This is a genomic window from Collimonas sp., from assembly GCF_035566375.1.
Classification (GTDB): domain Bacteria; phylum Pseudomonadota; class Gammaproteobacteria; order Burkholderiales; family Burkholderiaceae_D; genus Collimonas.
The window spans coordinates 13,459-39,036 of sequence record NZ_DATMRK010000054.1; the positions used below are offsets into that span (position 1 = coordinate 13,459).

The 25,578-nt window shown below is 57.9% G+C and carries 15 protein-coding genes and 1 pseudogene; 8 read left to right on the forward strand and 8 right to left on the reverse strand.

The window, feature by feature from the left end; all coding sequences use genetic code 11:
- Positions 1-388: 388 nt before the first annotated feature.
- Positions 389-1,690: pseudogene (locus tag VNZ60_RS17920) on the forward strand (aspartate carbamoyltransferase); the annotation flags it as partial.
- Positions 1,691-1,761: 71 nt separating this feature from the next.
- Here VNZ60_RS17920 and VNZ60_RS17925 read toward each other — a convergent pair.
- Positions 1,762-3,789 carry an AsmA family protein gene (locus tag VNZ60_RS17925; RefSeq protein ID WP_325661504.1) on the reverse strand — a complete coding sequence of 676 codons (2,028 nt, stop codon included), beginning with the start codon at positions 3,787-3,789 and terminating at the stop codon, positions 1,762-1,764.
- A 244-nt stretch (positions 3,790-4,033) separates the two neighbouring features.
- Here VNZ60_RS17925 and VNZ60_RS17930 point away from each other — a divergent pair, with 244 nt between their 5' ends.
- Complete coding sequence (locus VNZ60_RS17930; RefSeq protein WP_325661506.1) at positions 4,034-6,049, forward strand: DUF3300 domain-containing protein; 2,016 nt, start codon at positions 4,034-4,036, stop codon at positions 6,047-6,049.
- A 120-nt stretch (positions 6,050-6,169) separates the two neighbouring features.
- Here the strand turns inward: VNZ60_RS17930 and putA are convergent, their stop codons facing one another.
- Complete coding sequence (putA, locus tag VNZ60_RS17935) at positions 6,170-9,850, reverse strand: trifunctional transcriptional regulator/proline dehydrogenase/L-glutamate gamma-semialdehyde dehydrogenase (RefSeq protein WP_414648893.1); 3,681 nt, start codon at positions 9,848-9,850, stop codon at positions 6,170-6,172.
- A 383-nt stretch (positions 9,851-10,233) separates the two neighbouring features.
- Here putA and VNZ60_RS17940 point away from each other — a divergent pair, with 383 nt between their 5' ends.
- Both VNZ60_RS17940 and VNZ60_RS17945 read left to right on the forward strand, forming a co-directional pair.
- Positions 10,234-10,692 (forward strand): Lrp/AsnC ligand binding domain-containing protein, encoded by a 459-nt coding sequence (locus VNZ60_RS17940; RefSeq protein ID WP_014008389.1) that lies wholly within the window; start codon positions 10,234-10,236, stop codon positions 10,690-10,692.
- Between the two features lie 241 nt (positions 10,693-10,933).
- Complete coding sequence (locus tag VNZ60_RS17945; RefSeq protein ID WP_325661511.1) at positions 10,934-12,304, forward strand: amidohydrolase; 1,371 nt, start codon at positions 10,934-10,936, stop codon at positions 12,302-12,304.
- Positions 12,305-12,348: 44 nt separating this feature from the next.
- Here the strand turns inward: VNZ60_RS17945 and gntR are convergent, their stop codons facing one another.
- Positions 12,349-13,383, reverse strand: a complete 1,035-nt coding sequence (gene gntR / locus VNZ60_RS17950; RefSeq protein WP_325661513.1) for an HTH-type transcriptional regulator GntR — start codon at positions 13,381-13,383, stop codon at positions 12,349-12,351.
- A 417-nt stretch (positions 13,384-13,800) separates the two neighbouring features.
- Here gntR and gntK point away from each other — a divergent pair, with 417 nt between their 5' ends.
- Positions 13,801-15,348 carry a gluconokinase gene (gene gntK / locus VNZ60_RS17955; protein ID WP_325661515.1) on the forward strand — a complete coding sequence of 516 codons (1,548 nt, stop codon included), beginning with the start codon at positions 13,801-13,803 and terminating at the stop codon, positions 15,346-15,348.
- 31 nt (positions 15,349-15,379) lie between these two features.
- Here gntK and VNZ60_RS17960 read toward each other — a convergent pair whose 3' ends face one another.
- The 3 genes from VNZ60_RS17960 to VNZ60_RS17970 form a co-directional block, all read right to left on the reverse strand.
- On the reverse strand, positions 15,380-17,227 hold the full coding sequence (locus VNZ60_RS17960) for a hypothetical protein (RefSeq protein WP_325661517.1): 1,848 nt from the start codon (positions 17,225-17,227) through the stop codon (positions 15,380-15,382).
- A gap of 71 nt (positions 17,228-17,298) precedes the next feature.
- On the reverse strand, positions 17,299-18,525 hold the full coding sequence (locus VNZ60_RS17965; protein WP_325661519.1) for a DUF3142 domain-containing protein: 1,227 nt from the start codon (positions 18,523-18,525) through the stop codon (positions 17,299-17,301).
- An 88-nt stretch (positions 18,526-18,613) separates the two neighbouring features.
- Positions 18,614-19,579, reverse strand: a complete 966-nt coding sequence (locus VNZ60_RS17970) for a LysR family transcriptional regulator (protein WP_325661521.1) — start codon at positions 19,577-19,579, stop codon at positions 18,614-18,616.
- A gap of 423 nt (positions 19,580-20,002) precedes the next feature.
- Here VNZ60_RS17970 and VNZ60_RS17975 point away from each other — a divergent pair, with 423 nt between their 5' ends.
- Complete coding sequence (locus VNZ60_RS17975) at positions 20,003-20,320, forward strand: hypothetical protein (protein ID WP_325661523.1); 318 nt, start codon at positions 20,003-20,005, stop codon at positions 20,318-20,320.
- Between the two features lie 314 nt (positions 20,321-20,634).
- On the opposite strand, the gene VNZ60_RS17980 is transcribed toward VNZ60_RS17975, so the two are convergent.
- On the reverse strand, positions 20,635-22,503 hold the full coding sequence (locus VNZ60_RS17980; RefSeq protein WP_325661525.1) for a phosphoenolpyruvate carboxykinase (GTP): 1,869 nt from the start codon (positions 22,501-22,503) through the stop codon (positions 20,635-20,637).
- 449 nt (positions 22,504-22,952) lie between these two features.
- Between VNZ60_RS17980 and VNZ60_RS17985 the strand changes: the two genes are divergently transcribed.
- A complete protein-coding gene (locus VNZ60_RS17985) occupies positions 22,953-23,945 on the forward strand; it encodes a D-2-hydroxyacid dehydrogenase family protein (protein WP_325661526.1) in 993 nt (330 codons plus the stop codon).
- 35 nt (positions 23,946-23,980) lie between these two features.
- On the opposite strand, the gene VNZ60_RS17990 is transcribed toward VNZ60_RS17985, so the two are convergent.
- Positions 23,981-24,733: an L-asparaginase gene (locus VNZ60_RS17990; protein ID WP_325661528.1), complete on the reverse strand. Its 753-nt coding sequence runs from the start codon at positions 24,731-24,733 to the stop codon at positions 23,981-23,983.
- Between the two features lie 217 nt (positions 24,734-24,950).
- Here VNZ60_RS17990 and VNZ60_RS17995 point away from each other — a divergent pair, with 217 nt between their 5' ends.
- Positions 24,951-25,577 carry a sorbitol dehydrogenase family protein gene (locus VNZ60_RS17995; protein WP_325661530.1) on the forward strand — a complete coding sequence of 209 codons (627 nt, stop codon included), beginning with the start codon at positions 24,951-24,953 and terminating at the stop codon, positions 25,575-25,577.
- The last annotated feature ends 1 nt before the right edge of the window (position 25,578 follow it).

Sequence of the window (25,578 nt, forward strand, 5' to 3'; positions counted from 1 at the left end):
AGATTTATATATATAAATAGTAGTAGTAGTTAACGACCTGCTTTTCTGTGGATAACTAGAAATTTGACCATTCATTCAAGCACTTGCGGCTTGGATAAAGCTTGAGTAATCGGTGTATCGCGGAAGAATAATTCTTGGATAAAAACACGGCTGTGGAAAACCATCTTAGATATCCACAATGAAAAAACAGGATATCCACAGCTTTATCCACAAAATCGAAAATTCTGTCTGTTTACGGAGGTTTTTGAAGCTCCCAGGACGTTTTTTTGAAAATTTTTTCTTCTGCTTAAATAACGGGCAGTAGCAATGCAAAGAAAAATCTGGACAGGCGAAATCCAAAGCTTTAATGTACGCAAAGCGTATATAAAAGGGATGCAAAAGGATGCAAATGAGCGATCAACAGACTTTTCTACGCGACGCCATGCGTCGTTTGAACCTGACCAGAGATAATTTTTCCAGCCGCATCGGTGTTCGAAAGCGCGCCTTGGACACTTGGTTGCTACCGGAAACATCGGGCGAATTTCGTGTCATGCCAGACATCGTCAGCAAATTTGTCAGCGAGATTCTGGATGGAGAACTGGGCCAGACTGCCTTAACGCAGAGCGTATATATAAATAAGACGACTGGCCCGCTTCGTGAGCAGATTTCCTATAACGGCAAGCCTCAACTGTTATCGGTCGACCAGTTTTCACGCGATTCGCTGGAACAGCTGTTCCGTGTGACAGACATCATGCAGCCCATAGCGAGGCGCCAGAAGGTCTCGCGCATCCTTGAGGGTGCGGTACTAGCCAATTTGTTCTTTGAAGCCAGCACGCGCACGCGTATCAGCTTTGGCGCGGCTTTTTGCCGGCTGGGTGGGTCTGTTTGCGATACCACCGGCTTTACCTTCTCCTCGATGACCAAAGGCGAGTCGATTTATGACACCAGCCGCGTCATCAGCGGTTATGTCGACGCACTGGTGGTCAGGCATCCGGAACAAGGGGCGGTCGATGAATTTGCCCGCGCCACGAATATTCCAGTGATTAACGGCGGCGACGGCCCGGGCGAACACCCGAGCCAGGCGATTCTCGACCTGTACACCATACAGCGCGAGTTTTCACGTTTGGGGAAGCTGATCGACGGCGCCCATATCGTCATGGTGGGCGACCTCAGGTACGGCCGCACCGTGCATTCGCTGATCAAGTTGCTGGCTTTGTATCGCGGCCTCAGGTTTACCCTGATCGCGCCGCCCACCTTGGAGATGCCCGCCCATATCCTGGAACGCATCGCCCGCGGCGGCCACGTGGTGGAGCAATCGACTTCGCTGGCGCAGGGATTGAAAGGAGCCGACATCGTGTACGCCACGCGGATCCAGAAAGAACGTTTTGCCGATGAAGCAATAGAAGGTTACACCCCGGATTTCCAGATCAACCAGGCGCTGATCGACGCCACCTGCGGCGCCGACACCGTCGTCATGCACCCGCTGCCGCGCGACGGCCGGCCCGGGGCTAACGATCTGAGCACGGATCTCAACCACGATCCGCGCCTGGCGATTTTCCGCCAGACCGATAACGGTATACCGGTAAGAATGGCGATCTTTGCCACTTTGCTGGGCGTGGAGAACCAGGTGCAGCATTCGATGCGCGATGTCAGCTGGCGCTCGCCACACCATGTCGGCCCGGATGATGCGGCGTTTGACGGCTTGGATTGAAATTTGCCGTCCGGACTACGGCGCACGCAGCCGCCACACTAAGCCGCCTGAAAGCGGCTTAGTGTGGCGGCTTAGTGCGCTTTCTTTTGCCGCAAGGTCCTGCCGGGCGGCGGCGCCACCGGTTTTTGTCTGGCATCTGCCAGCAAACCGGCGCAATCGCTTTGCTGCGCCGGACTGATGTTAATCAACGGCAGCACAGCCGCCACCGGCGCCAGCACGCCGAGCGCAATCGCGCCGCCAGCCTTTAACGCCAGCACACCCTTGTCGACCCCGACGTCGGGATTCTTGAAGCTGCCGGTGACGTACAGCGGCGATCTCAGCGAGAAAATCCGCAAGCCCTTGGTCCTAGGCCTAATAGTGAGCGCCAGCGCTTCCTGAGCCAGGTTGACTTGCCCTTGAACATTGATGATCGCATCGTCGGTATCCATCACGAAGCTGCGGGTATCCATGACGCCGTTGGTCACGGCAAAATCGCTGGCCAGGCAATTCAGCTTGACCTGTTTGTCGCCGAACAGCTTGGAAATCAACACATTGCCAAGATTCAAGCCGGCCGCCTCCAGCACGAATTTGCTGATGGAGCCCTGGTTGATCAGCATCTTAAGTTCACCGTTCGAGCTACCCAGCAAGCTGGCGACCGAATTGCCGACCGCGGATAACGAAGCATCGCCGTTCACCTCGCCCAGGCTGGCCTGGGCCGATTCCAGCGTCGGAAACAACTGCTTGATTTTCAGATGGCGCGCCGAAATTTTCATTTCAGCCTTGATCAGCTTGTTGCTGCCGTCGAGCTTGAGGTTGGAAATCAGATTGCCACCCGCCACCCCGAAGTTCAGCGGCGTCAATGACAGCACGCTGTCCTTCAGGTGCAGATCCGCGACCAGATCCTGGATAGGCAGATCTTTGTCACGGATGATTTTGCGGCCGGTGAATTTGACGTCGGCATCGATGCTGCCCCAGCGCGCAGTATCGAACTGCTCGATCGGCAATACCTTATTGCCGGGCTGGGCCACACCGTCGCCACGATTAGCCTTGCTAGCGTTCGAGTCGGCGCCGATCAATGGCGCCAGATCCTGCAGCTTGAGCTGGTTGGACAGCAGCGTGCCTTTCAACAACGGCCGCGGCTTCTGCGCTATATATTCCAGCGTGCCGGACAAATCGCTGGAACCGACACGGCCGCTGAATTTATCGTAAGTCCAGTCGCCGCCGGCACGGTTGATCTTGCCGATCAGCCGTCCTTCAGTAGCAAACGGCGGCGTCGCCGGCAGCACGATGCCGGTCAGTGGGTACAGGTTCGACATGCTGGCGCCGGACAATTTCAGGCGCAGGTCGAGCGCCGCCAGGTCGCTCGGCTTGGTCAGGGTTCCCTGTATCGCAATCGCGGTTTTGCCGATATGGACATTGGCTTGCAGAGGGTATGGCGTGCTCGAATTCTGCAGCGATAGCACCGCGCCGGCTTTGCCTTCGCCGCTGACGGCGGCCCGGTTAAACGCGCCGCTGACTTTCCAGCCGATGCCGTAACCTTCCACAGTCATGGCCGGCAAGCTATCGATATCTGCCTTGATATCGATCTTGTTGACAGGATCCAACAATCTCACCGTGCCTTTCGCCAGCACCAGTTTTTTCAGCTCCAGCTGCCAGGCGGATGGCCCACTGGATTTGAAAGTCCAGTTGTTGTCGCCATCCGGCTTGCGTTCCAAAGCAATGTTCGGCGCTTCCAGTTCCAGCGAGGGCAATACGATGTGCTTGGCCAACAGCGGCAGAGGACTAAGTGAAAACGTTAGCTGGCCGATTTCCGCCATGTGGGGCCCGGTTTTAGCCCACTCGGGATTGTCGAGCACGATATCCTTGGCGCTAAGACGCGGCCAAGGCACCCAACGGCGCCAGCTATCCTGGTCAGTTTGCGACTTCTGCCAGGTCAAGGTCAGATCGCCGCGAATCGCAAAGGGGCGTCCGGCCGCTTCGCTGACACGCTGATTGAGCCACGGTTTAGCGCGGTTCCAGTCAAATGTCAGCAGTAATGCCGTACACAAGGCAATCAAGCCAATCAGCGCCGCAACCGACCATAACAACAGCCGCGCCGGACGAAATGTAGATGTAGTCATAGTTTTTTTTGTGAGGGGGCCGCGCTTACGGCGAACTGTTCTGTTCCGGAAATAATATAGCTGGTAAGAAATAGTATGTCATCGATACCGGATGATGAGACGTTAATTGAAGACTACCTTGGCAAATCCGGCCCAGTCGTTCGTATTGTGTGAGACATGCAAGAGTTTGTAACCCATTGTTACGCAGACAATTCGCCCGTGCTAGCTTGTAGCTATAGTCATTCCACGTTGTCTGGAGCAAAAAATGCTAAACATAAAAACCCCGCTGACCCTGACGCTTAGCGCCTGCGTAGCACTGCTGCCGCTGGCTGGATGCGATAAAAAATTTGACGCCACGCAAGCAGTAGCCGCCCCCCAGGCGCCGCAAGCACAAGCAACTCCGGCTTATGTACCGCCAACGGCAGATCAACTGTATCAACTGGTCGGCCCGATCGCCCTGTTTCCCGACAAACTGGTGGCACAAGTACTGGCCGCATCCAGCTATCCTGACCAGGTGAGCGCCGCCGACAACTGGCTGGCGCAAAACAAGAATCTGAAAGGCAGCCAGTTGCAGGACGCAGCCAATCAGCAACCATGGGACGTCAGCGTCAAAGGCTTGACGCAGTTTCCTAGCGTGCTGGATCAGATGGCGCACAATATCCCCTGGACCGCAGCGCTGGGCGACGCCTATGTCAATGATCCTACCGACGTAATGAATGCGATCCAGGTGATGCGTCAGCGCGCCGCCAGCAGCGGTAATCTGAAAAATAACCGGCAGCTGCGCGTCGCCGTAAGGCCGCGGGTGCAGCAGGAGCCGCCTGCCTACTATGCGCCGCCGCCCGACGAACCGCTGGTCTACGCTGGGCCGGAAATGATTCCGCCGCCGCCGGAAACCATCGTGATCGAACCGGCCGAACCGGACGTGGTGTATGTACCGGCCTACGATCCCGGCGTGGTCTATGGCCAGCCGCTGCCGGTTTATCCCGGCTATTCCTACGAACCACCCCCTGTTTATTACCCACCTAGCGACATAGTGACCGCCGGCGTGATCACATTCGGCCTGGGTGTAGTGGTCGGCGAGGTATACAGTCATCATCACGACTGGGGCTGGAATTCCTGGGGTGTGCATTGGGGCGGCGATCGCGATGGCGACCGGCGTGGTGATGGCGATCGTGACCGTGATCACGGTTGGCACCGGCCTGCAGTTGTGTATAACAACAACACCTATGTGTCGAACTCCACGACGATCGTCAATCGCGTAACCAACAACACCAACAACGGCACGGTGATTAATAACAATAACAGCAACAATAACAACACCCGCAATAATTTTGGCGGTCCTGGCAGCAATCCCGCTCCGGCCAACGTTGGGGGCCCTGCCCAACCGGGCAGCCCCCCGGCCAATTTCAATGCACTCCGGCCGAATGTCGCTGCGCAGGCAAATCTTGCGCAGCAGCCCGCGAACCAGAATCCAACGCCGCCTGCCGGCAATCCGCGGCCGAACCATGCGCAGCCGGATTTCAACAATATGACCCGACCCAATTTCGGCAAGATCCCGCCGCAGGCAAACGGCGGCGTTGCGCCGAACCTCAATCAATTGGCGCGTCCGGGATTTATCCGGCCGGCTCCCAACCAGCCGCAAGCCGGCGAACCGGGACATCCCACTGTCGGCCAGCCAGGGCAGAATGCAAGGCCGATGCCGAATCAGTTACAGCAAAACGCACAGAATCGGCACCCCGCTCCGCCTAGGAATCTGGAAGCGGAAAAGCCTGCGAACCTGAATCAGCATCCTTTCTTCGGTGGCAATGCGCAAAGGCCCAACATAAACCATCCTGCTGCTCCGGAGATGGCAAGACCGCAGCCTGTACCGCAGCCGCAAAATGTTCAGAACCGGGCGCAAGAACAGTTCCAGAACAGGGCTAACGGCGGTCAGCAACCGCATCAGGAAATGAACCGGCCGGCGGTTAATCCTGCTCCTCAGGTTTTCAACCACCAGGAGCCACGGCCGCAGCCTCAGCCACAACCGCAAATGCAACCGCGACCACAGCCTCAACCACAGCCACAACCGCAAATGCAACCACGGCCACAGCCTCAACCTCAGCCACAACCGCAAATGCAGCCGCGACCACAGCCTCAACCTCAGCCTCAACCGCAAGTGCAGCCACGACCACAGCCTCAACCTCAGGTCCAGCAGCCGCGGCCGCCTCAGGAAAATCACGAGCAGGCACACGATAATCGCGGCAATATCCATCCCCCAAAGAAGGAAGAGGACCACAAATGAGTGGTTGAAAGAAAGTAGTCGAGGCGACCGGCGCGGCTGACAAAGAATCGTCGCCCAGCAAAAAGGCTGGCTGAACCCAAGTTCAGCCAGCCTTTTTATTTCCAGCAAACAGCTGCCTGTTTAAGCCTGCAAGGTCATCAGGCTGGCGTTGCCGCCGGCGGCGGTAGTATTGACGCAAACAGCGCGTTCGGCCAGCAGGCGCCACAACGGAATCGAAGCGTATTCCGAAGTTTCCAGCAAGGGCACCAGCGCTCCGCCTTGCTCTCCGAGCGCGGTCAGTGCAAGACGCAAGCGCGCAGTGCCTGCGTTGTCGACCAGAGCCAGTTGCAGACGCATGGCGTGGTCGTCGCTAGCTAGCTGGTCGACCACCCGGATCGCGGCCCGCACTTCACGTGGCAAACCTTCCGGAATCATTGCCGCCGACTCCGCTTCGACTACCGGTAGATTGCCGGTGGCAAAAACCGCCGCCAATTGATTCAGCATGGCGGCGACGCTATCGGCGCTGCAAAGAATTGCCCCGCGCGGTGCGAACGACAGGCTATTGCGCTCTCCGGTAGGACCCGGCAGCACCAGCGACGTACCAAGCCAGCTGGCGTGCATGTATTCCTCGCCCAGCGCAGCTATCTGTTGATGACCGTGGGTCCGAGCCCAGCTCAACAAGGCTTGCAGCACCGGCGTAGCTATCCTGGCGTCGGCATTCGGCGCGTGAATCGTGTGCGCGCCTAGCGAAATCGCCGGATTGCGTTGCAAACGTTTCAGATACAAAGGTCCGCCGGCTTTCGGTCCGGTGCCGGATTTTCCTTCGCCGCCGAACGGTTGCACGCCAACCACCGCACCGACGATATTACGATTGACGTAGATATTGCCGACATGCGCGTGAGCGACGATGAAATCGATGGTTTCGTCGATGCGCGAATGGATGCCCAGAGTCAGGCCATAACCGCTGCCGTTGATAGCATCGATCAATTGCGGCAGATCATTGCGCGCATAACGCAGCACATGCAATACCGGGCCGAACACTTCGCGCTTCAACTCCGACATGGAGCCGATTTCGATCAGCGTAGGCGCCACGAAAGTACCGTTGCTTTGTTCCGCCGGCAGCGGCAACTGGTAGACGTCTTTTGCCGTGCTGCGCATCTTTTCGATATGCGCCAGCAACTGCCCCTGCGCCTCGGCGTCAATCACCGGCCCGATATCGGTAGTGAGACGATCCGGATTGCCGATCCGCAGCTCCTGCATGGCGCCTTTCAGCATATGCAGGGTGCGATCGGCGATGTCATTTTGCAGACACAATACGCGCAGCGCGGAACAACGTTGGCCGGCGCTGTCGAAGGCGGAATTCAGCACGTCCTGCACCACCTGCTCCGGCAATGCGCTGGAGTCGACGATCAAGGCGTTCTGGCCGCCGGTTTCGGCGATCAGCGGCAAGTCGACCGACTCTGTCAGCGAGCGTTTGGCCAGGGTGCGATTGATGATTTGCGCGACCTCGGTCGAGCCGGTAAAAATCACGCCCTTGACGCGCGCATCGGCGGTCAGCGTGGCGCCGACGGTGTCGCCCTGGCCCGGCAGGAACTGCAGGGCTGCATGCGGCACGCCGGCCTCATGCATCAGTTGCACTGCACGGAATGCGATCAGCGGCGTCTGTTCGGCCGGTTTGGCCAATACCACATTGCCGGCTGCCAGCGCAGCGCTGACTTCGCCGACGAAAATCGCCAGCGGGAAATTCCACGGACTGATACATACCACCGGCCCCAGCGCCAGCGCATTTTGCGTATGCCGGACTTGTGCCGAGTAATAGCGCAAGAAGTCGACCGCCTCGCGCACTTCGGCGATGGCGTTGGGCAGCGATTTTCCTGCCTCGCGGATTGCCAGGGCAATCAATTCCAGTTGATGGAATTCGAATAATTCTGCGGTGCGATCCAATCTGTCGGCGCGTTCCGCCGGTGGCAAGGTTTGCCAATCCATGGCGTAGGCGCTGGCGGCATGCAAGGCTTTATCCACATCCGCAACACTGGCTTCGATCACGCTGCCGACCACGTCGCGCTGGTCAGCCGGGTTCAATACCGGGCGCGCCGCCTGGGGATACTCCTGCGATTCACCTAGCAATGGCGCAGCATGCCATTGCTGCTTGCCGAAAATACTGAAAGCGCTATCGATCTGACGCAATACTTCTTCGTTGCTCAGGTCCAGGCCGGCCGAATTCTTGCGCTCCGCGCCGAACATGGCAGGTGGCAAGGCAATCTGCGGATGCGGCTCGCCACCCAGTTGCTGTGCGGCTTGCAGCGGATCGGCAATCAAGGAATCGATAGTAACGCTCTCATCCACGATCTGATTCACGAAAGAAGAATTGGCGCCGTTTTCGAGCAGGCGCCGCACCAGGTAAGCCAGCAAGGTTTGATGCGAGCCGACCGGCGCATAAATCCGGCAGGGTTTGTCCAGATTTTCTTTGCCGACCACCTGGTCGTACAGGGTTTCGCCCATGCCGTGCAGGCATTGGAATTCGTAATCGGTGATGTTTTTTTCTTGCGCCCAGCTGTAGATGGTCGCCAAGGTATGGGCGTTGTGCGTGGCGAATTGCGGATAGATAACGTCGGTCGCCGCCAGCAATTTTTGCGCACAAGTCAGATACGAGACGTCGGTGTAAACCTTGCGGGTATATACCGGAAAGCCGGGCAAGCCATCGACTTGCGCGCGCTTGATTTCGGAATCCCAATAGGCGCCTTTCACCAGCCGCACCATGAACTTGCGGCCGCTGCGATGCGCCAGATCGACCAGATAATCGATCACGAAAGGACAGCGTTTCTGATAGCCCTGCACCACGAAACCGATGCCGTCGAAACCGGCCAGATCGGCGTCGAACGCCAGTGCTTCCATCAGATCCAGCGACAATTCCAGGCGATCGGCTTCTTCGGCGTCGATGTTGAGGCCGATGTCGTATTGCTTGGCCAGCAGCAGCAACTGCTTCAGGCGCGGCAGTAACTGTTCCATGGTGCGTTGCCGTTGCGCGCGCGAATAACGCGGATGCAGCGCCGACAATTTGACCGAGATCCCCGGACCCTGTTTGATGCCGCGCCCGGCCGACGCCTTGCCGATGGCGTGGATCGCATCTTCATAGGAGCGGTAATAGGACGCCGCATCTTCTTCCGTCAATGCCGCTTCGCCCAACATATCGTAGGAATAACGGTAGCCGCGCTTTTCATTGTCGCGGCTGTTGCTGAGCGCTTCGGCGATGGTTTGGCCGGTCACGAATTGATTGCCCAGCATGCGCATGGCAACGTCGACGCCCTTGCGGATCAGCGGCTCGCCGCCGCGGCCGATCAGCTTGGTCAGCGCCGAGCCCAGCCCGCGTTCGCTGCTGGTGCTGACCAGCTTGCCGGTAATCAGCAAACCCCAGGTAGCGGCGTTGACGAACAGCGACGGCGATTCGCCCAGATGGCTGCGCCAGTCGCCCTTGCTGATCTTGTCTGCGATCAGGCGATCGGCAGTCTGGTGATCCGGAATCCGCAGTAGCGCTTCCGCCAGACACATCAGCGCCACGCCCTCTTCCGACGACAACGAGAATTCATGCATCAAGGCGTCGACGCCGGAGGCGCGCGTGCGTTTTTCACGTACCGCTTGCACCAGTTTGCGCGCCAACGCCTGGCTGGCCACATGCGAGCCGGCGCTGGTTTGCACCTGCGCCAGCAGCCATTGCACGGCCAGGGTTTCGTCGCGCCGGTAGGCAGCGGTGATGGCGGCGCGCAATGGCGTCGGGTCGGTCATGACTTCCTGATGGAAGACGGCAAATGGCGTGCTGAACATGGTGGCGGAAGGTGTGTTGCTGGATGGCTGGGATGACGGCGGTAGCGGCGGCATGGCGATTGTCTCGGTCTCGGTAAGGATATTTATAGTGTCAATTTGCTGCTGGTGGCTGCTCTACAAGCCCGCAAGCCGTACGCTAACCGCCGCCGGGCGGCAATGCTGATTCTGCCTGCAGTGGATATTGCAGGATTTACAACATCGCCGCCTGGCAGCGGTTTGCTTGCCGGCATTGTTGTACATGGTTCTTTGAATTTCGGTAGAAATCTAAGATGTTCGATTGTAGGCGGCATCGGCATGGATTAATTCTGGTAATAATGGCTGCTATCAAAATTTTGTTATTGGTGAGAAAATTTAACCGAATAAAATTTTTCAGAAAACAGCCCATGCTTGACAAGATTAGTAAGAAAATCCTGGCCGAATTGCAGAATGATGGTCGTATCAGCAATGTCGACCTCTCGGCCCGCGTCAACTTGTCGCCCGCCGCCTGCCTGGAGCGCGTGCGCAAATTGCAAGAGGCCGGCTATATCCTGCATTACACCGCGCAGCTCAATCCGCAGTTGCTGGATGTGGCGCTGCTGGTGTTTATTGAGGTGGTGCTGGACCGCACCACGCCGGAAGTGTTCGAGGCATTCAGCCAAAGCGTGCAAATCATTCCGGAAGTGTTGGAGTGCCACATGGTGGCGGGCGGCTTCGATTATCTGGTGAAGGCGCGGGTCAAGGACATGAACGCCTACCGTGAATTTCTCGGTAAATCGCTGCTGCAGCTAAAGGGCGTGCGCGAGACGCATACCTACGCTGTGATGGAAGAGGTCAAGCACACTACCAAATTGCCGATTCGTTGAGTCGCTGAATCGCTCAACTTCGCGTCCGTTTCGATAATCTGAACGGTATTTGAAAAAACTGCTCCCGGCGCAAGCGGGAGCAGTTTTGCATTAAGCGTTCAGGTTAGCCGACAAAGTTAGTAGCTGCCAGGAAGGCGCTGGGGTTTGCCCGCATTGAATGTGAAACGACTACGGCCGGGGAAAACGTGCCACTATAGTTGTGTTTTTAATATCAACACAATTAATCTGGAGGCTAGACATCATGCAATTACCGGGCATCCCACGTAAATTACTGCTTGGCTTGATCTGCGGCTTGGGCGCTCCCGCAGCGATCGCCGCTTCGACGCCGGCCGCCACCTTGTCAGGCGCAGCAGCGGCAAGAACCGAAATCGCCCAACAGGCTAAGGCGCTGGAACCGCTCTTGCTGGAAACGCGGCGCGATATCCACATGCATCCGGAACTGGGCAATGCCGAGAAACGCACCAGCGAACTGGTCGCGGCGCAATTACGTGCCATGGGGCTGGAAGTCCGAACTGGCGTAGCGCGTACCGGCGTGGTGGCGGTATTGAAGGGCGCATTGCCCGGCCCTACTGTTGCCTTGCGCGCAGATATGGACGCCTTGCCGGTGAAGGAAACGGCTGATCTGCCGTTCGCTTCGCGCAGCAAAGGCCTTTATCTGGGCAAGGAAGTCGATCTGATGCATGCCTGCGGTCACGATACCCACACCGCGATTTTACTAACGACCGCCAAAATCCTGAGCACTATGCGGGCGCGCTTGCCGGGCACCGTGGTGTTTTATTTCCAGCCGGCGGAAGAAGGCCCTAGCGATTTCGTGGCGGACGGTAAAAACACCTGGGGCGCAAAAATGATGGTGCAGGAAGGTGTGATGAAGGAACCCAAGCCGGATGCGATTTTCGGCCTGCATGTGATTGCTGGGATACCCGCCGGCCGGATCACCTATCGCGCCGGCCCGGCCATGGCCAGTTCGGACGATCTGCGCATCAAGATTCTTGGCAGGCAGACGCATGCCGGAATTCCCTGGGCTGGCGTCGACCCGATTACCGTCAGCGCCGCGGCAATCGTGGGCTTGCAAACGGTGGTCAGCCGCCGTACCGATATTTCATCGTTTCCATCGGTGGTCAGCATCGGCACGATTAACGGCGGCGTCCGCTACAACATCATTCCTGAGTCCGTCGACATGACCGGGACCATCCGTTCCTTTGATTACGGGATCCGCCAAAAGCTGCATGCCGACGTCCGGCAGACGGTGGAAAAAATTGCCGAGAGCGGCGGCGCCAAGGCAGAAGTGACGATCATCGAAAAATACGATCCGACCATCAACAATGCCGCCTTGACGGCAAAGATGGAGCCGACCCTGCGCTGGGCGGCGCAGGACGATGTGGCGCAGGGCTCGTTATCCAGCGGCTCTGAAGATTTCTCTTTCTTTGCCAAAGAAGTGCCGGGTCTGTTTGTGTTCCTTGGGGTTACGCCGCGCGATCAGGACATGACGAAGGCGGCGCCAAATCATAATCCGGGATTTTTCGTCGATGAGTCGGCGCTGGTGGTCGGCGTACGGGCCATGGCGTCGCTGACAACCGATTACCTGCACGCCGCTGCTGCAACGCCGCGCTAATCGGCGTTACAGCGTGCGTCCAGCTCGGGTGCTCTCGGGTGCTCTCAGGTGCTATTACGTATCGCCAGCTTGAAACCGAGATCGACGCTGGTTTTTTCCACCGCCTCGTGCCTGAGCATTTTGATCAGTAACTGGGCAGCGGTAAAACCGATGTCGTAACGCGGCGTCACTATCGTGGTGATGCCGGGATTGGCGTAGGCCGACCACGGCAAATCGTTGAAACCGGCAATCGCCATCTGGCCGGGGACCGACAGGCCGCGCCGCTGACATTCGAACAAGACGCCCAGCGCCAGATCGTCATTGCAGCAAAATACCGCATCGCAAGCAGGCGTTTGCTCCAGAATCTGGCCCAGCATCCTGGTGCCCAGCTCCACCGTCGACGGCGCCGGCGTCAGCACTTCGATGTCGGCGACCAAACCGGCTTCGGCCAGCGCCTTGCGGAAGCCATGCCGGCGTTTCATCATGCGCGGATCGAGCTGGGCGCCGAGAAAGCCCGGTTGGCGGTAGCCGCGTTCGATCAGATGGCGGGCGATGCTGTAGCCCGCCTCTTCGTGCGAAAAGCCGACCGCTACATCGCTACCGTCGGGATTCAGGTCGAACATGCGCACTGCCGGCACATTGTGCGCGGCCAGCTGGTCGCACAGCGTCTCTTGCTGTTCTATGCCGCTCAGCAAAAAGCCGTCCGGCGCATGCGCCAGATAAGTGCTGATCAGCTGGCTTTCCTTGTCCGCCGAATAACTGCTTTCGCCGATCAGGAATTTGTAGCCATGCTGGTTCAGGCTGTCGCGAATACCCGTTAGCGTATCCACGAATACCGAATTGCTGAGAGACGGCACGATGACGCCGATCACCTGCGATTTGGCCGACGCCAGCGTGCTGGCGGCCTGGTTTGGCACGTAGCCGAGTTGTTTGATCGCCGCCGCAATCCGTTCGCGCGCTTCCAGTTGCACCAGCGCTGGCGTTTTCAATGCGCGCGACACCGTCATCGGACTGACGCGGGCCAGCCGGGCGACGTCGACGATGGTGACTCTGCCGCTGGCGCGGCTATGGCGTTGTTGTTTGAATTCCGGGCTGTTCATGGTAGCGAAGGCATTCTGATGGTCTCTTTGTACTTTATATTTAGCCGGCGTTTAGCCAGTGACTGCCGACTTTATTCATTATTCCGCCAAACCTCAAACATTTGTGCCCGGTAATGAAATCTTGCTCATTTGGCTAACGCCGCCAATGTTACATGCAAGCCATGGCGCATTGATATGGTTTCCATCGAGTAATGATACTACCGGCTCGTGATACCCCATCCTGTTTTACCTGGAGCGCTGATGTTAGCGCTAACATCTGGTGTATTATTGCTGCCACTGTGCCGCCGCCGACAAGTACTACAATGAAGCGGCTAAGGCCGACAATCGACTAAAAGGCGGCAAAAAGCCAGCCAAATGATCGGCTAAATTTGGGCTAACGGTCCAGTCGCCCATTCCATCTTTATCAAGAGGTAGTTCATGCATCACCAGCCAGAATACATGCTTGGCGTAGATATCGGCACCACCAGCACCAAGGCGGTGCTGTTTACCACCCAAGGACAGGTGGTGGCGCAGCACGCGGTGGAATATCCATTGTTGTGCACCACGCCCGGTATGGCTGAGCAAGATCCGCTGCAAATCTACGCGGCGGTTCTGAGCGCGATCCAGATTGCTGTCAGCAACAGCCAGGTCGCCGCCGAACAGATCGCTCTGGTGTCCTTCAGCGCCGCCATGCATAGCGTGATTGCGGTCGACCAGGATGGTGTGTTGCTGAGCAACAGCATCACCTGGGCCGACAACCGCGCCGGCGAGTGGGCCAAGCGGATTCGCGACGAACTGGATGGCCATGCCATCTATCTGCGCACCGGGACGCCGATCCATCCGATGTCGCCGCTCTGTAAAATCATGTGGTTGCGTCACGATCAGCCGCAGCTGTTCGCGCGCACCGCACGTTTTATCGGCATCAAGGAATATGTGCTGTATCGCCTGTTCGGCGAGTGGCTGGTCGATCACTCGATCGCCTCCGCCACCGGCCTGTTCAATTTGCAGCAGCTGGATTGGGACCAGGGCGCGCTGGCCTTGCTCGGCATCAGCCCGCAGCAGTTATCGCGATTGGTGCCGACCACCCATCATCTGACCGGCCTGGCGCCAACCATGGCGCAGCAACTGGGCTTGCTGCCGAGTACGCCGTTTGTCATCGGCGCCAACGATGGCGTGCTTTCCAATCTCGGCGTCAACGCCATCGGCCCGGGCCAGGTTGCAGTCACCATCGGCACTTCGGGGGCGATGCGGACCGTAATCGACCAGCCGCTGACCGATCCTTCCGGCCGCACATTTTGTTATGCGCTGACCGCCAAGCACTGGGTAGTCGGCGGCCCCACCAACAATGGCGGCAGCATTTTCCGCTGGGTGCGCGATGAACTGGCCACTGCGGAGTCCGCCGCCGCCCAGGCCGCCGGGCTTGATCCGTATGAAGCGTTGACCAAGATTGCCGAGGGCGTGACGGCCGGCGCCGAAGGATTGTTGTTCCATCCTTATCTGGCTGGCGAACGGGCGCCGCTATGGAATGCCGACGCCCGCGGTTCTTATTTCGGCCTGGCGATGCATCATGGCAAACCGCACATGATTCGCGCTGCGCTGGAAGGCGTGATTTTCAGCTTGTACAGTATTTTGCCGGCAGTCGAAGATTTGATCGGACCGACCAGCCGCATGATGGCGACCGGCGGCTTCGCCCGTTCGCCACTGTGGCGGCAAATGATGGCGGATATTTTCGAGCGCGAAGTGGTGGTGCCGGAAAGTGTCGAATCGTCCTGTCTTGGCGCTTGCGTGCTGGGTTTGTACGCACTCGGGAAAGTCGCATCGTTGGAGGTAATCGGCGATATGGTCGGTGCTACTCACCGGCATCTGCCGATTACCGAGAATGTTGCACTGTACCGGCGTTTGTGGCCGATCTATGCGGCTATTCCCAAGCAATTGGCGCAGCAGTATCGCGCGCTGTCCGAATTCCAGCGGCAGACCGGCGGCTGAGTTTTTATTCGTACAGGTTTCGGCGAACGATTCAGGGCTTGCTCTTTGACGCCAGATGACGGGCCGCATCGAAGTCGGGTTCTTCGCAGTGACGCCCAAAGTCGTCGGCCCATGGCACATACGCTCCTTGTTTCAGGTAACGCGCATACATTGCGTGTATGCGCTTCAGACGTTCGCCGCCGGATTCTCCCGGACCTTCCATCATCCAGCCGGTTGCTTCGCACAGCACCGAGGCAAAAGCCGGCGAATGCGGCGGCAGCAGGTCGGCGGCTGCCGCAGCGTGTTCGGCGGCCAGGTAGCGGTAGTGGAAACGCAAGTCCGGTTTGGCGACACTGGCGGCGAATCGTTTGCGCTCGGCCGCAGTGACAAAGGGCTGCTTCAGATCGTCAGGGCTGTGACCGCTATTCGGCGAATAGCCGCCGTCGACATCGGCAAAATCCGGGCCTTGCTGGTAGCCGAATAGTTCCATGCCGGAAGAGCGCATGATGAGCGCCGCCTGATACCGTGCTTCGGCCTTATCGATCTTGGTGCGAGCGGAAGATGTTTTGCGCAAGGCCTGGACATACTCGATCGCTTTGGCGCGCAGATCGGCAGGCTGGGATTTGCCGCTCTGGCTATCGACAACCGAAAAACGCGCATCGCCGCTCACTGGAAAATATGGCTGCGCATCGGCATAACGACCTGCGCGCATCAGGCGGCGTGCAAGCAGCCAGCGCAAGGTATCGGCATAGGGGCGCGCGTAACTGGCTTCCTTTTTCCCCGGCGGCGACGATGCCTGCGCGTGGGCATCGACAAAAGTCTTCAGCTCATTCACCGTCAGCACGCGCTCGGCGACATACGACGCGTCGCTTGCGTAATTGATGATGTTGCCGTAGTCGTAACCGTCGCTGTAACTGTTCCAATCATCCGCCGTATTATTCGCGGCCTCGTATAGATAGCGCATCGCCTCGACAAATTCGCCACGCGCCAGCGCCAGCGTACCTTGCTCGCCGCGCATTCTTTGCACACTGCCGGCGTCCACCGTCAGCGTGGCGTCACCGACCTTGGGGAATCCTCTTGCCGCCGCTGCATAGGCGGCCGTTGCCGCCGCGATATCCCCTGCGCGCAGGGCCAGCTTGGCCCGTATCCAATAGGCGTAGGGAGCGGAAGACTTGTTGGCTAAGGTCGAGGCGAGATCGAAGCGACCCATCTTGTAAGCGAGCGCCGCCAGCGATTCAGTTCCCGCCACCCGGTCTATGCCGCGCAACTCGATTGCTTGAACCAGCGCTAACAGCGATGGATCCGGTTTGGGCGCCGTATTTTTCGCTGCTTCGTGATTTGGCAGTTCGCCACTCATGCGCGCCACAGCATATGTCACCAGCAAACGCTGCGCGACAGGATCGTCGATCAATGCCTGGGTGCGCGCATTCTCTTGCAATGCCCAATAGGCAATGAAGCGCAGCGATAACACGGCGCTTTCGGAACCCTGCGCTGCGTCTTCCGCATACAGCGTAATGGCTTGTTTCAAATCATTCGGGGCAATCGCGTCCGCGCATGGCGTGGCGTTATAAAAACTACGCCAATCGCATGCGCTGCGTTGTTCTTGCGGGGGCGTGCCGTTCTTGAGGTTGGCAGCCGCCAGCAGCTTGCCATATACGGCGGCGTTGGGTTTCAACAATGCCAATGCCTGGGCGCCATAATCATCGTGGTTGCCATCCTTCGATGCGCTTGGTTTGACCAGGTGCGCAGCCTCGAAAGCGAAAGTGTTTAACGGCGGCGCTTTCAGGTTCGCCGCTCGCTGGTCGAGTAACTGCGGTGAAAATTCCGGGCCGCAAGCCCAGACGGTTGCCCCGATCAAACTCGCCGTCACGCCGATCGCCATCAATTTGTGTTTGTACATGGTTATTTACGGTAAAGGTTTTTGCAGCAGTCTTTTTATTTGGGGAGTCGGAAACTGCCGCTAGCGCCAACTCAAGGATCGATTTGCGGTGGCGTCGTCTCGTTATTGCAACGCGCCCAGCCAACTGCGCGCTGCTGATGCGCACGCAGCCAGCCGTCCTGGGTGCGCGTCAAGCGGTAGCGTCCGCTCTCTTCCGTCAAGGCGTAGCCGTTGATGCCGTCGGCTATGGTGCAGGCGGCCGGCAATACGATGCGGCGCGGCAAACTGACGTCGATCTCGCCATCGTTGCGTAGCATGACGTCCGATGCGCCCGCTGTGCCGCTCGGCAGCAGATGCACCGAAGATTGTGCCGACAGCGGTGCTCCGCGCATCACTTGATACCAGGTCGATAGACTCCAGGCGCGCTCGTCATTCGTTGTCGGCAGGCGAAACCACGCAATACCAACCAATCCCCTGGGACGATCCTTACGCAATGAAGCCAAGAGCTGTGCGACTTCTGCAGGCGCCGCAGCCAGCTCCTTCGCTTCCGAGGCCTCGCTCAGCATGGGCGACTCGCTTTGCACGGCGAACAACTCGCCTTTGCTGTCCCAGCTGACGCGTGAGCCATAGGTGGGAAGGGCTACCCGAAACGGTTTCCGAATGCGTGCCGCAAAACGATCGATCCACTTGCGCGCGAGCGGCGCCTCGAACAAACCGGCGTGCGGCGCTTGAACTGCATGGACTTGCAGCACCGCTTCATCGATCGGGGTCAACACGGATGTCAGATCGACGGACGAAATCCAGGCCGGCAAGGCAGTAATAGATAAGCGCGTCGTGCCGAGCGCTTGTTTCAGCCGGGTGAGAAAGTGTGCGTAGGCAGGTAAGCGCGCGGTCCCGCAATCGTGATCGATCTCGATACCCGCCAAGGTCGGCTGGATTTCTCCATGACGCTGCCAATCCGCGCGCAGTGCAAGGATTTTTCTTATCAGCATTTCCTCATCCCACTGCACCAACTGGCCGTCGATACGCACCACCAGCACGACCGGCCGGCCGCTGGCAGCGAGAACGGCGCGATCCGGCGCGAACAGTTGCAATTCGCCATGGGCATCGGTTTGAGCAGCCAACACGCGCCAGCCACGTATTTTGGCGGCGGATTGACCGATCGCGGCATCGAGCGCGGGCGTCCACCGGCGCTGCCAGATATACGCATCGTGTTCAAGCGGCGATGGTGCCGGTTGGCAGCCGGCCAAGGCCAGCAATGACCCCAGCAATAACGCCAGCGATCCAGCGCCGGATCTTAAAAATGTCGCGATTTTCATCGATTCTGTTGAGGGATGTGCGGTCGCTGCAACGGATAACGTTGCACAGATCCAGCCTGCCCTTGATATGCAAAGGCAGTTGCCTGCTTCAGTCTTCCTCTTCCGGATCGATCAGGCTGAATTTCTCGTGGGCGGTTTCACTTAAATGCCCACGCAGCCATTTATGTGCCGGATTGCGCGCATCGCGTTCGTGCCACAGCATGTCGACATGGACTGCCGGTGTCGGGAACGGCAGTTCGCGCGCTATCAGCACTTCGGTCATGCCGGTGGCGCCGATCAAATGGCGCGGCAAGACCGTCAGCAAATCGGAACTGGCGACCACTCGGCCGGCGGTGAAGAACTGGTTAACCGTCAACAGGATGCGCCGCTCACGCCCCATCGCCGCCAGGGTTTCATCGATCAAGCCATGCGCGCGGCCGGAAAAACTCACCAGCAAATGATGCGATGCGCAGTAATTGTCCAGAGTCAGTACCTGATTCGCCAGCGGATGATTCTTGTGCATCACGCAAACGTATTCACCGGTGTACAGCCGCTCGTGGTGAATTGGCGAGGCGCTGGTGGTCTGGCCGCCAGCCAGTTGAGCGGCGACGCCGGGGAAAAAACCGACCGCCAGATCAACATCGCCACGCAGCAGCATCTGGCGCGGATCGCGGGTGGTCAGCGGCACCATGCGCAGATTCAGTTGCGGCGCCTCGCGCTCGATGGTGCGCACCAGCGCCGGCAACCATAGCGCTGCGGTAGCGTCCGCCATCGCCATCTGGAAAGTGGTGTGGGCGCGCGAGACATCGAAAGTCTCCGGCGTGATCGCGGTTTCCAGATCGGTCAGCGCACGTCTTACCACCGGCCACAATTCTTCTGCGTGCTGGGTCGGCTTGACCCCGTGTGCAGTGCGAATCAGCAGCTCATCGTTGAGGGTGTCGCGCAGGCGTTTCAAGGCATTCGACACCGCCGGCTGGGTCATCGCCAGCCGGCTGGCCGCGCGTGTCAGGTTCTGTTCGGTCATGACGGCGTCGAACACACGCAGCAGATTCAAATCAAGCGTTAAAAAGCTCATGGTGGAATTTATCGTTAATTTCTATCGTTAATTATTTTTAGCCGGATAGGGTTACTGGGCTACTGCAAATCTGGCCTGTAAGCAATATTCACAGATTTTATAACTGTTATATGAAAGCGCAATGACAGATTTCAAGTACTGTGAAAATATTGCAGCACAGCATAAAACGCATATCAAGCTGGGTTATGTCTGATATATACGAATATTGCCGAGTTGAAATGAAGGCAACGCAACACAAGACAGCCCACGCCTGCCACGCTTAATCTTACACATATTGTCTTATCGGCACACGGAACGCATTCTTTAGCCGCAACCGAACATTATTCGTCGAACACATAACTGATATCCAAAATCAGAATTGGATAGCCCTTCAAGTAGTGAATATACTGCAATGCAACATCACCATCATTGAAGAGTAGTCGCATGTCTGTATTCGCTTTTGCCTTGCCAGCTGAAATCGCATTGTTCGACGCATCGGCGCTGCTTGCTGCCGCTGCCACCGCACTGCGGCCATTGCTGGGCCTGGGAGCGCTGGCGACTCTGATGGTGTATTTCAAACCGCTATGGATGGGGATCTTGCGCGCAGCATTGATGTTGATCAAGCCGCGCAAATCGCTGGAACAGCGGATTGCCCGCAGTAAGTTCAGAGGGCAGCAATTGATACGCCGCATGGCTAACGACCATGCCGTCAGCCAACCGAACCTGGCTGCCGAGTTGCGATTGCTGGCCGTTCGCGATTAACCATAAGGAGTTGCTATGCACCAATATATCTATTATGACGAAGACGGATTCCCGACTTTCGCAGTGCTGCAATGGCTGCGTGCGGCGGCGACGCGCGTGTTGGCCTGGATGGGTTTGAACGGTCTGTAACAGGCTGCAAACTGCATTCGTTATCGAATTTCTGACGTCTCCTCTTTCCTGCGATGGAAGGATTCACCCTGTTGCCTAACCGGCAGCAGGGATTTTTTTGCCAGTGAATTTTGCTTGTGAAATCGCATAAAAAAACGCCCGCGACATGTATATCGCGGGCGTTTTTGTTTGTCGTGTAAGCAGCCTTACTCAGCCAGGTTTTTTTCCAGCGCCAGCTTCACTTCGGCCAGCTCTTTCGGCAAATGGTATTTCAGCTTGTCGAACAATTCTGTATGCAGCGCCGTTTCCGCCTGCCACGCAGCTTTATCGATCGCGGTGATGCGCTCGAATTGCTCTTCGCTGAAATTCAAACCATCCCAGCTCAGGTCGGCATAGCGCGGCGTCACGCCAAACAGATGCTCAACTCCGCCGCTCTTGCCATCCAACCGCTCCAGCATCCATTTCAGCACGCGCATATTGTCGCCGAAACCAGGCCAGACAAATTTGCCGTCGGCGCCGGTACGGAACCAGTTGACGCAGAAAATCTTCGGCAGCTCAACCGAGTTTTGCTTGCCCTGCGCCGCCAGCTTCTCGCCCAGCGTCAGCCAGTGCTGGAAATAGTCGCTCATGTTGTAGCCGATGAATGGCAGCATGGCGAACGGGTCGCGGCGTACGATGCCTTGCTGGCCGACAGCCGCAGCAGTGGTTTCCGAACCCATTGTAGCTGCCATGTACACGCCTTCAACCCAGTTGCGGGCTTCAGTCACCAGCGGTACGGTGGTGGAGCGGCGGCCGCCGAAAATGAAGGCCGAGATCGGCACCCCGGCCGGATCGTCCCAGGCCGCATCGATTACCGGATTCTGTGTTGCCGCCACGGTGAAGCGTGCATTCGGATGGGCTGCCTTGGCGCCGGTTTCCTTGGCGATGGCCGGGGTCCAGTCCTTGCCCTGCCAGTCGATCAGATGGTCTGGCGCGGTGCTGCTCATGCCTTCCCACCAGACGTCGCCGTCGTCGGTCAGGGCGACGTTGGTGAAGATGGTGTTTTCACGCAGCGACGCCATGCAGTTGTGGTTGGTCTTGTCATTGGTGCCGGGGGCCACGCCGAAATAACCGGCTTCCGGATTGATGGCGTACAGGCGGCCGTCGGCGCCCGGTTTGATCCAGGCGATATCGTCGCCGATGGTAGTGACTTTCCAGCCTTCAAAACCCACTGGCGGAATCAGCATGGCGAAATTGGTTTTGCCGCAGGCCGAAGGGAAAGCCGCCGCTACATAATGTTTTTTACCGGCGGGCGATTCGACGCCAAGAATCAGCATGTGTTCTGCCAGCCAGCCTTGATCGCGGCCCATGGTCGAGGCGATGCGCAAGGCGAAGCATTTTTTGCCGAGCAATGCATTGCCGCCGTAGCCCGAACCGTAAGACCAGATTTCGCGGGTTTCCGGATAGTGGACGATGTACTTGGTCGGATTGCATGGCCACGCCACATCCTTTTGACCGGCAGCCAGCGGCGCGCCGACACTGTGGACGCAAGGCACGAACTCGCCATCGCTGCCGAGCACGTCATACACGGCTTTGCCCATGCGCGTCATGATCCGCATGTTGACCGCGACGTAAGGTGAATCCGAGAGTTCGACGCCAATGTGCGCAATCGGCGAACCCAGCGGGCCCATCGAAAATGGCACGACATACATGGTGCGGCCCTGCATGCAACCGTCGAACAAGCCGTGCAGCGTATTGCGCATTTCGGCCGGATCGGTCCAGTTGTTGGTCGGGCCGGCGTCTTCTTCCTTGGCCGAGCAAATGAAAGTACGGTCTTCGACGCGCGCCACGTCCGACGGATCGGAGCATGCCAGGTAGCTGTTAGGACGTTTTTCCTGGTTCAGCTTTTTCATGGTGCCGGCGGCCACCATTTCGCTGCACAGGCGATCATATTCGGCCTGCGAACCGTCGCACCAATAGATCCGCTCAGGTTTGGTCAGGGCCGCCACTTCGGCCACCCAGTTGATCAGCTTTTGCTGTTTGACATATGCCGGAGCATTGATTGTGGCGATGCCGCCCATACGGGGTTGATTCATGAAAAACTACCTCCAATACCAATAAAGAAATCTTTTTCTTGCCAGTTGCTTATGTCGTGCTGGCTTGCCATGTCGGCTGGCTGAATTCTGGTGCGCTTTTCTGGTGCGCTTTGCTAGTGCCCCTGCTGCGGGCTATCCGTCGCATGACCGCGGGCAGCAAAAAATGAAATAATGGGCCGGACTTCATTACAAAATCGATCAGCAAACATCGCGTGGGTTTTACTGCAGGTCTTACTGTGAAGCACGCCCGCACACCATTGACGATGTTGTCTGTTTTGTCCGGTAAATAGTATTTTTCCTGGAAAAAGTGGGCCGATTGTACACCCGATTTGTAGTGAAAATGCCCAACTATTGTAGTAAGGTATTTCCCGTTTTCCGGATGCTGTTGCTTTATTACGTGGCAGCCGTTTTCCCCTATTTTTTTGACATATATAAAGCCAGAGACTCCTATGAAAATTGCCGTACTGGATGATTATCAAGACAGCGTCCGCCATCTCGACAGCTTCAAATTGTTGGATGGCCACGAGGTCAAAGTGTTCAACAATTCTGCGCGCGGTATTGGTCAACTGGCAATTCGCCTGGCCAATTTTGAAGCTCTGGTACTGATACGCGAACGCAGCAGTTTTTCCAAAGCCCTGCTGCAGAAATTGCCCAAGCTGAAATTGATTTCCCAGACCGGAAAAGTCAGCGGCCATATCGACGTCGATGCCGCCACCGCTTGTGGCGTCACCATCGTCGAAGGCGTTGGCGATCCAACAGCACCGGCCGAACTGACCTGGGCTTTGATCATGGCCGCCAGCCGCCGTATTCCGCGTTACGTCAGCAATCTGCAAGAGGGACAATGGCAATCGGTATCGGCGATCCCGCAAAACAATGTACTGGGCACTGTGCTCAAAGGCCGCACCCTGGCGATCTGGGGTTATGGAAAAATCGGCCGCATGATTGCCGCATATGGCAAGGCGTTCGGCATGCGCGTGATGATCTGGGGCCGTGAAGCCAGCCGCGCCGCCGCGCTAAAAGACGGTTATCTGGCGGCAGACACCAAACAACAGTTCTTTGCTGAAGCGGACGTCCTGTCGCTGCATCTGCGTCTGAATGAGGCCACGCGCGGCATCGTCGAGGCGGCCGATCTGGCCTTGATGAAGTCCAGCGCCATCTTCGTCAACACCAGCCGCGCTGAACTGGTTGCGAAAGGCGCTCTGCTGCCGGCCTTGCAACAAGGCCGGCCTGGCTATGCTGCACTGGATGTCTATGAAACCGAGCCTCTGTCACCCGATTCGCCGCTGCTGCGGATGGAGAATGTACTGGCCTCTCCGCATCTGGGGTACGTTGAAAAAGATAGTTACGAGCTGTACTTCCGCGCCGCATTTCAGAATGTGCTGGAGTTTGCCAACGGCACGCCGACGAATGTCTTGAATCCGGAAGCGTTGTTGCAGAAGTAGTTTGCCAGGCGCGGTTGCCGGCAATGAAATGAGTTCTAGTCTTGGTCGGCGCCGCTGGGCAAAATCAATTTGTTCAGCCTGGCTGCGGGCGCGGCCAACGTGGTATCGCGCCACATGCCGTTCCAGCCAGGCGGCCACGGCAAAGGCGGCCCGCTATACTCGGGTACGTTCTTGCGTACCGGGATTACCGGCAAGCTGTCCGGCATGACGCCCTCGCCCCAGCCCAGGCTGAAAGCGTAATCAGGCAGCAAGGCGTCGCATACCTTGGCAAACCATGCGCTATGGTCATCATCGCGCCCCAAGGCCTGCGCTAGGCCGTGCGGATCGAACTGTGCCAGCGCGCTAGCCAATTCCGGTATCGAGGCCCCCGGCTGATCGCCCCAGCCCAGGATCGGGTTGAAATTGTAATCGGCGCCGGAACCGTACCAGCCTTCGCGCCAAGCCCTCTCCATCCAGCTGCGGTGGCCGCAGAACAGGTGCCAACGCCAGTGCAGGCCGGACGGTTTGGGCCAGCTGTACAGATACAGGCGTTGATAACCGGCGCGGTGCATGTCGCGCACCAGCGCCATCAGGCGCGCATGCGGCATGCGGTCCGGCGGTGCATGACGAAACAGGATCGGCACGCCGTCCGCATGCTGCACTTCGTCCGAAGACAGATTCAAATCCAGCGTCCGCTTCTCGCTGCCGAAGCGCGCAGCTATCCAGCCGGTCAGCAGGTTGACCGACGTGATCACGCCGTAGCCGCGATAGCGGTGAAAAATAACGGTGCCGGGAGCGATGGGTTTCATGAGCCGGAAATCTTACAAAAAGTGTGCGCGTTGAAATCAAATGTTACCAGTGTAGCCGCTGCGCCGGGTTTTGATAGGGTTATGAATCGGCTTGTGAAATCGGCTTGTGAAATCAGCTTGTGAAATCAGCTTGTGAATCAGTAAGTGAGTCGGCGCAGCAGCCATCTGCCTGGCTTAGTATAATCAGCCAACCCTCAAGGCAGAAAGGACTAGCCACATGAAGCAACGTCCACCAGTTGTAGACGAGCGATCAAGCGACCAATCCATCCCCGCAGCCACCGGCAACGGCGTATTTTCAGCCAGCAGGCGCAAGCTCATGCTACTGGCCGGCGTCAGTTTCGCGGTGATGAGCACACCACGCTGGTTGCAGCAAGCCTCAGCCCAGACTATCAGCTCCACCCCTGTCATTCCCCCACCTAGCGCCGGCAACCAGCAGCAAACCAATTTCATGGCTTTGTCGGCCTTGCTGACCGCTGCTCCAAAACTCAATCCGCGCATAGGCGCGAGACTGTATAGCGCACTCAGCGCACAAGCGATCGAGTTTGAAAAGCAAGCCGCAGCGCTGTGGCAATACAGCCTCGATCATCAGATCAAGGACGTCGACAACCTGGCAGCCGCGGTCGGCAACGATAGCGCGCTATCGCTGGTTCTGCACGGGATCATCAGCGCATGGTATCTGGGCGTGGTCGGCGACGGCGGCGTCACTGACGGCGCCAAGGTGATCGCATTCGAGCAGGCACTGATGTTCGATCAGGTGCGCGATGCAGTTGTGGTGCCGACCTATTGTCGCGCCGCCCCCGGTTATTGGGTTACCCAACCGGCAGTCTTGAAAGCGAGGATTTGAC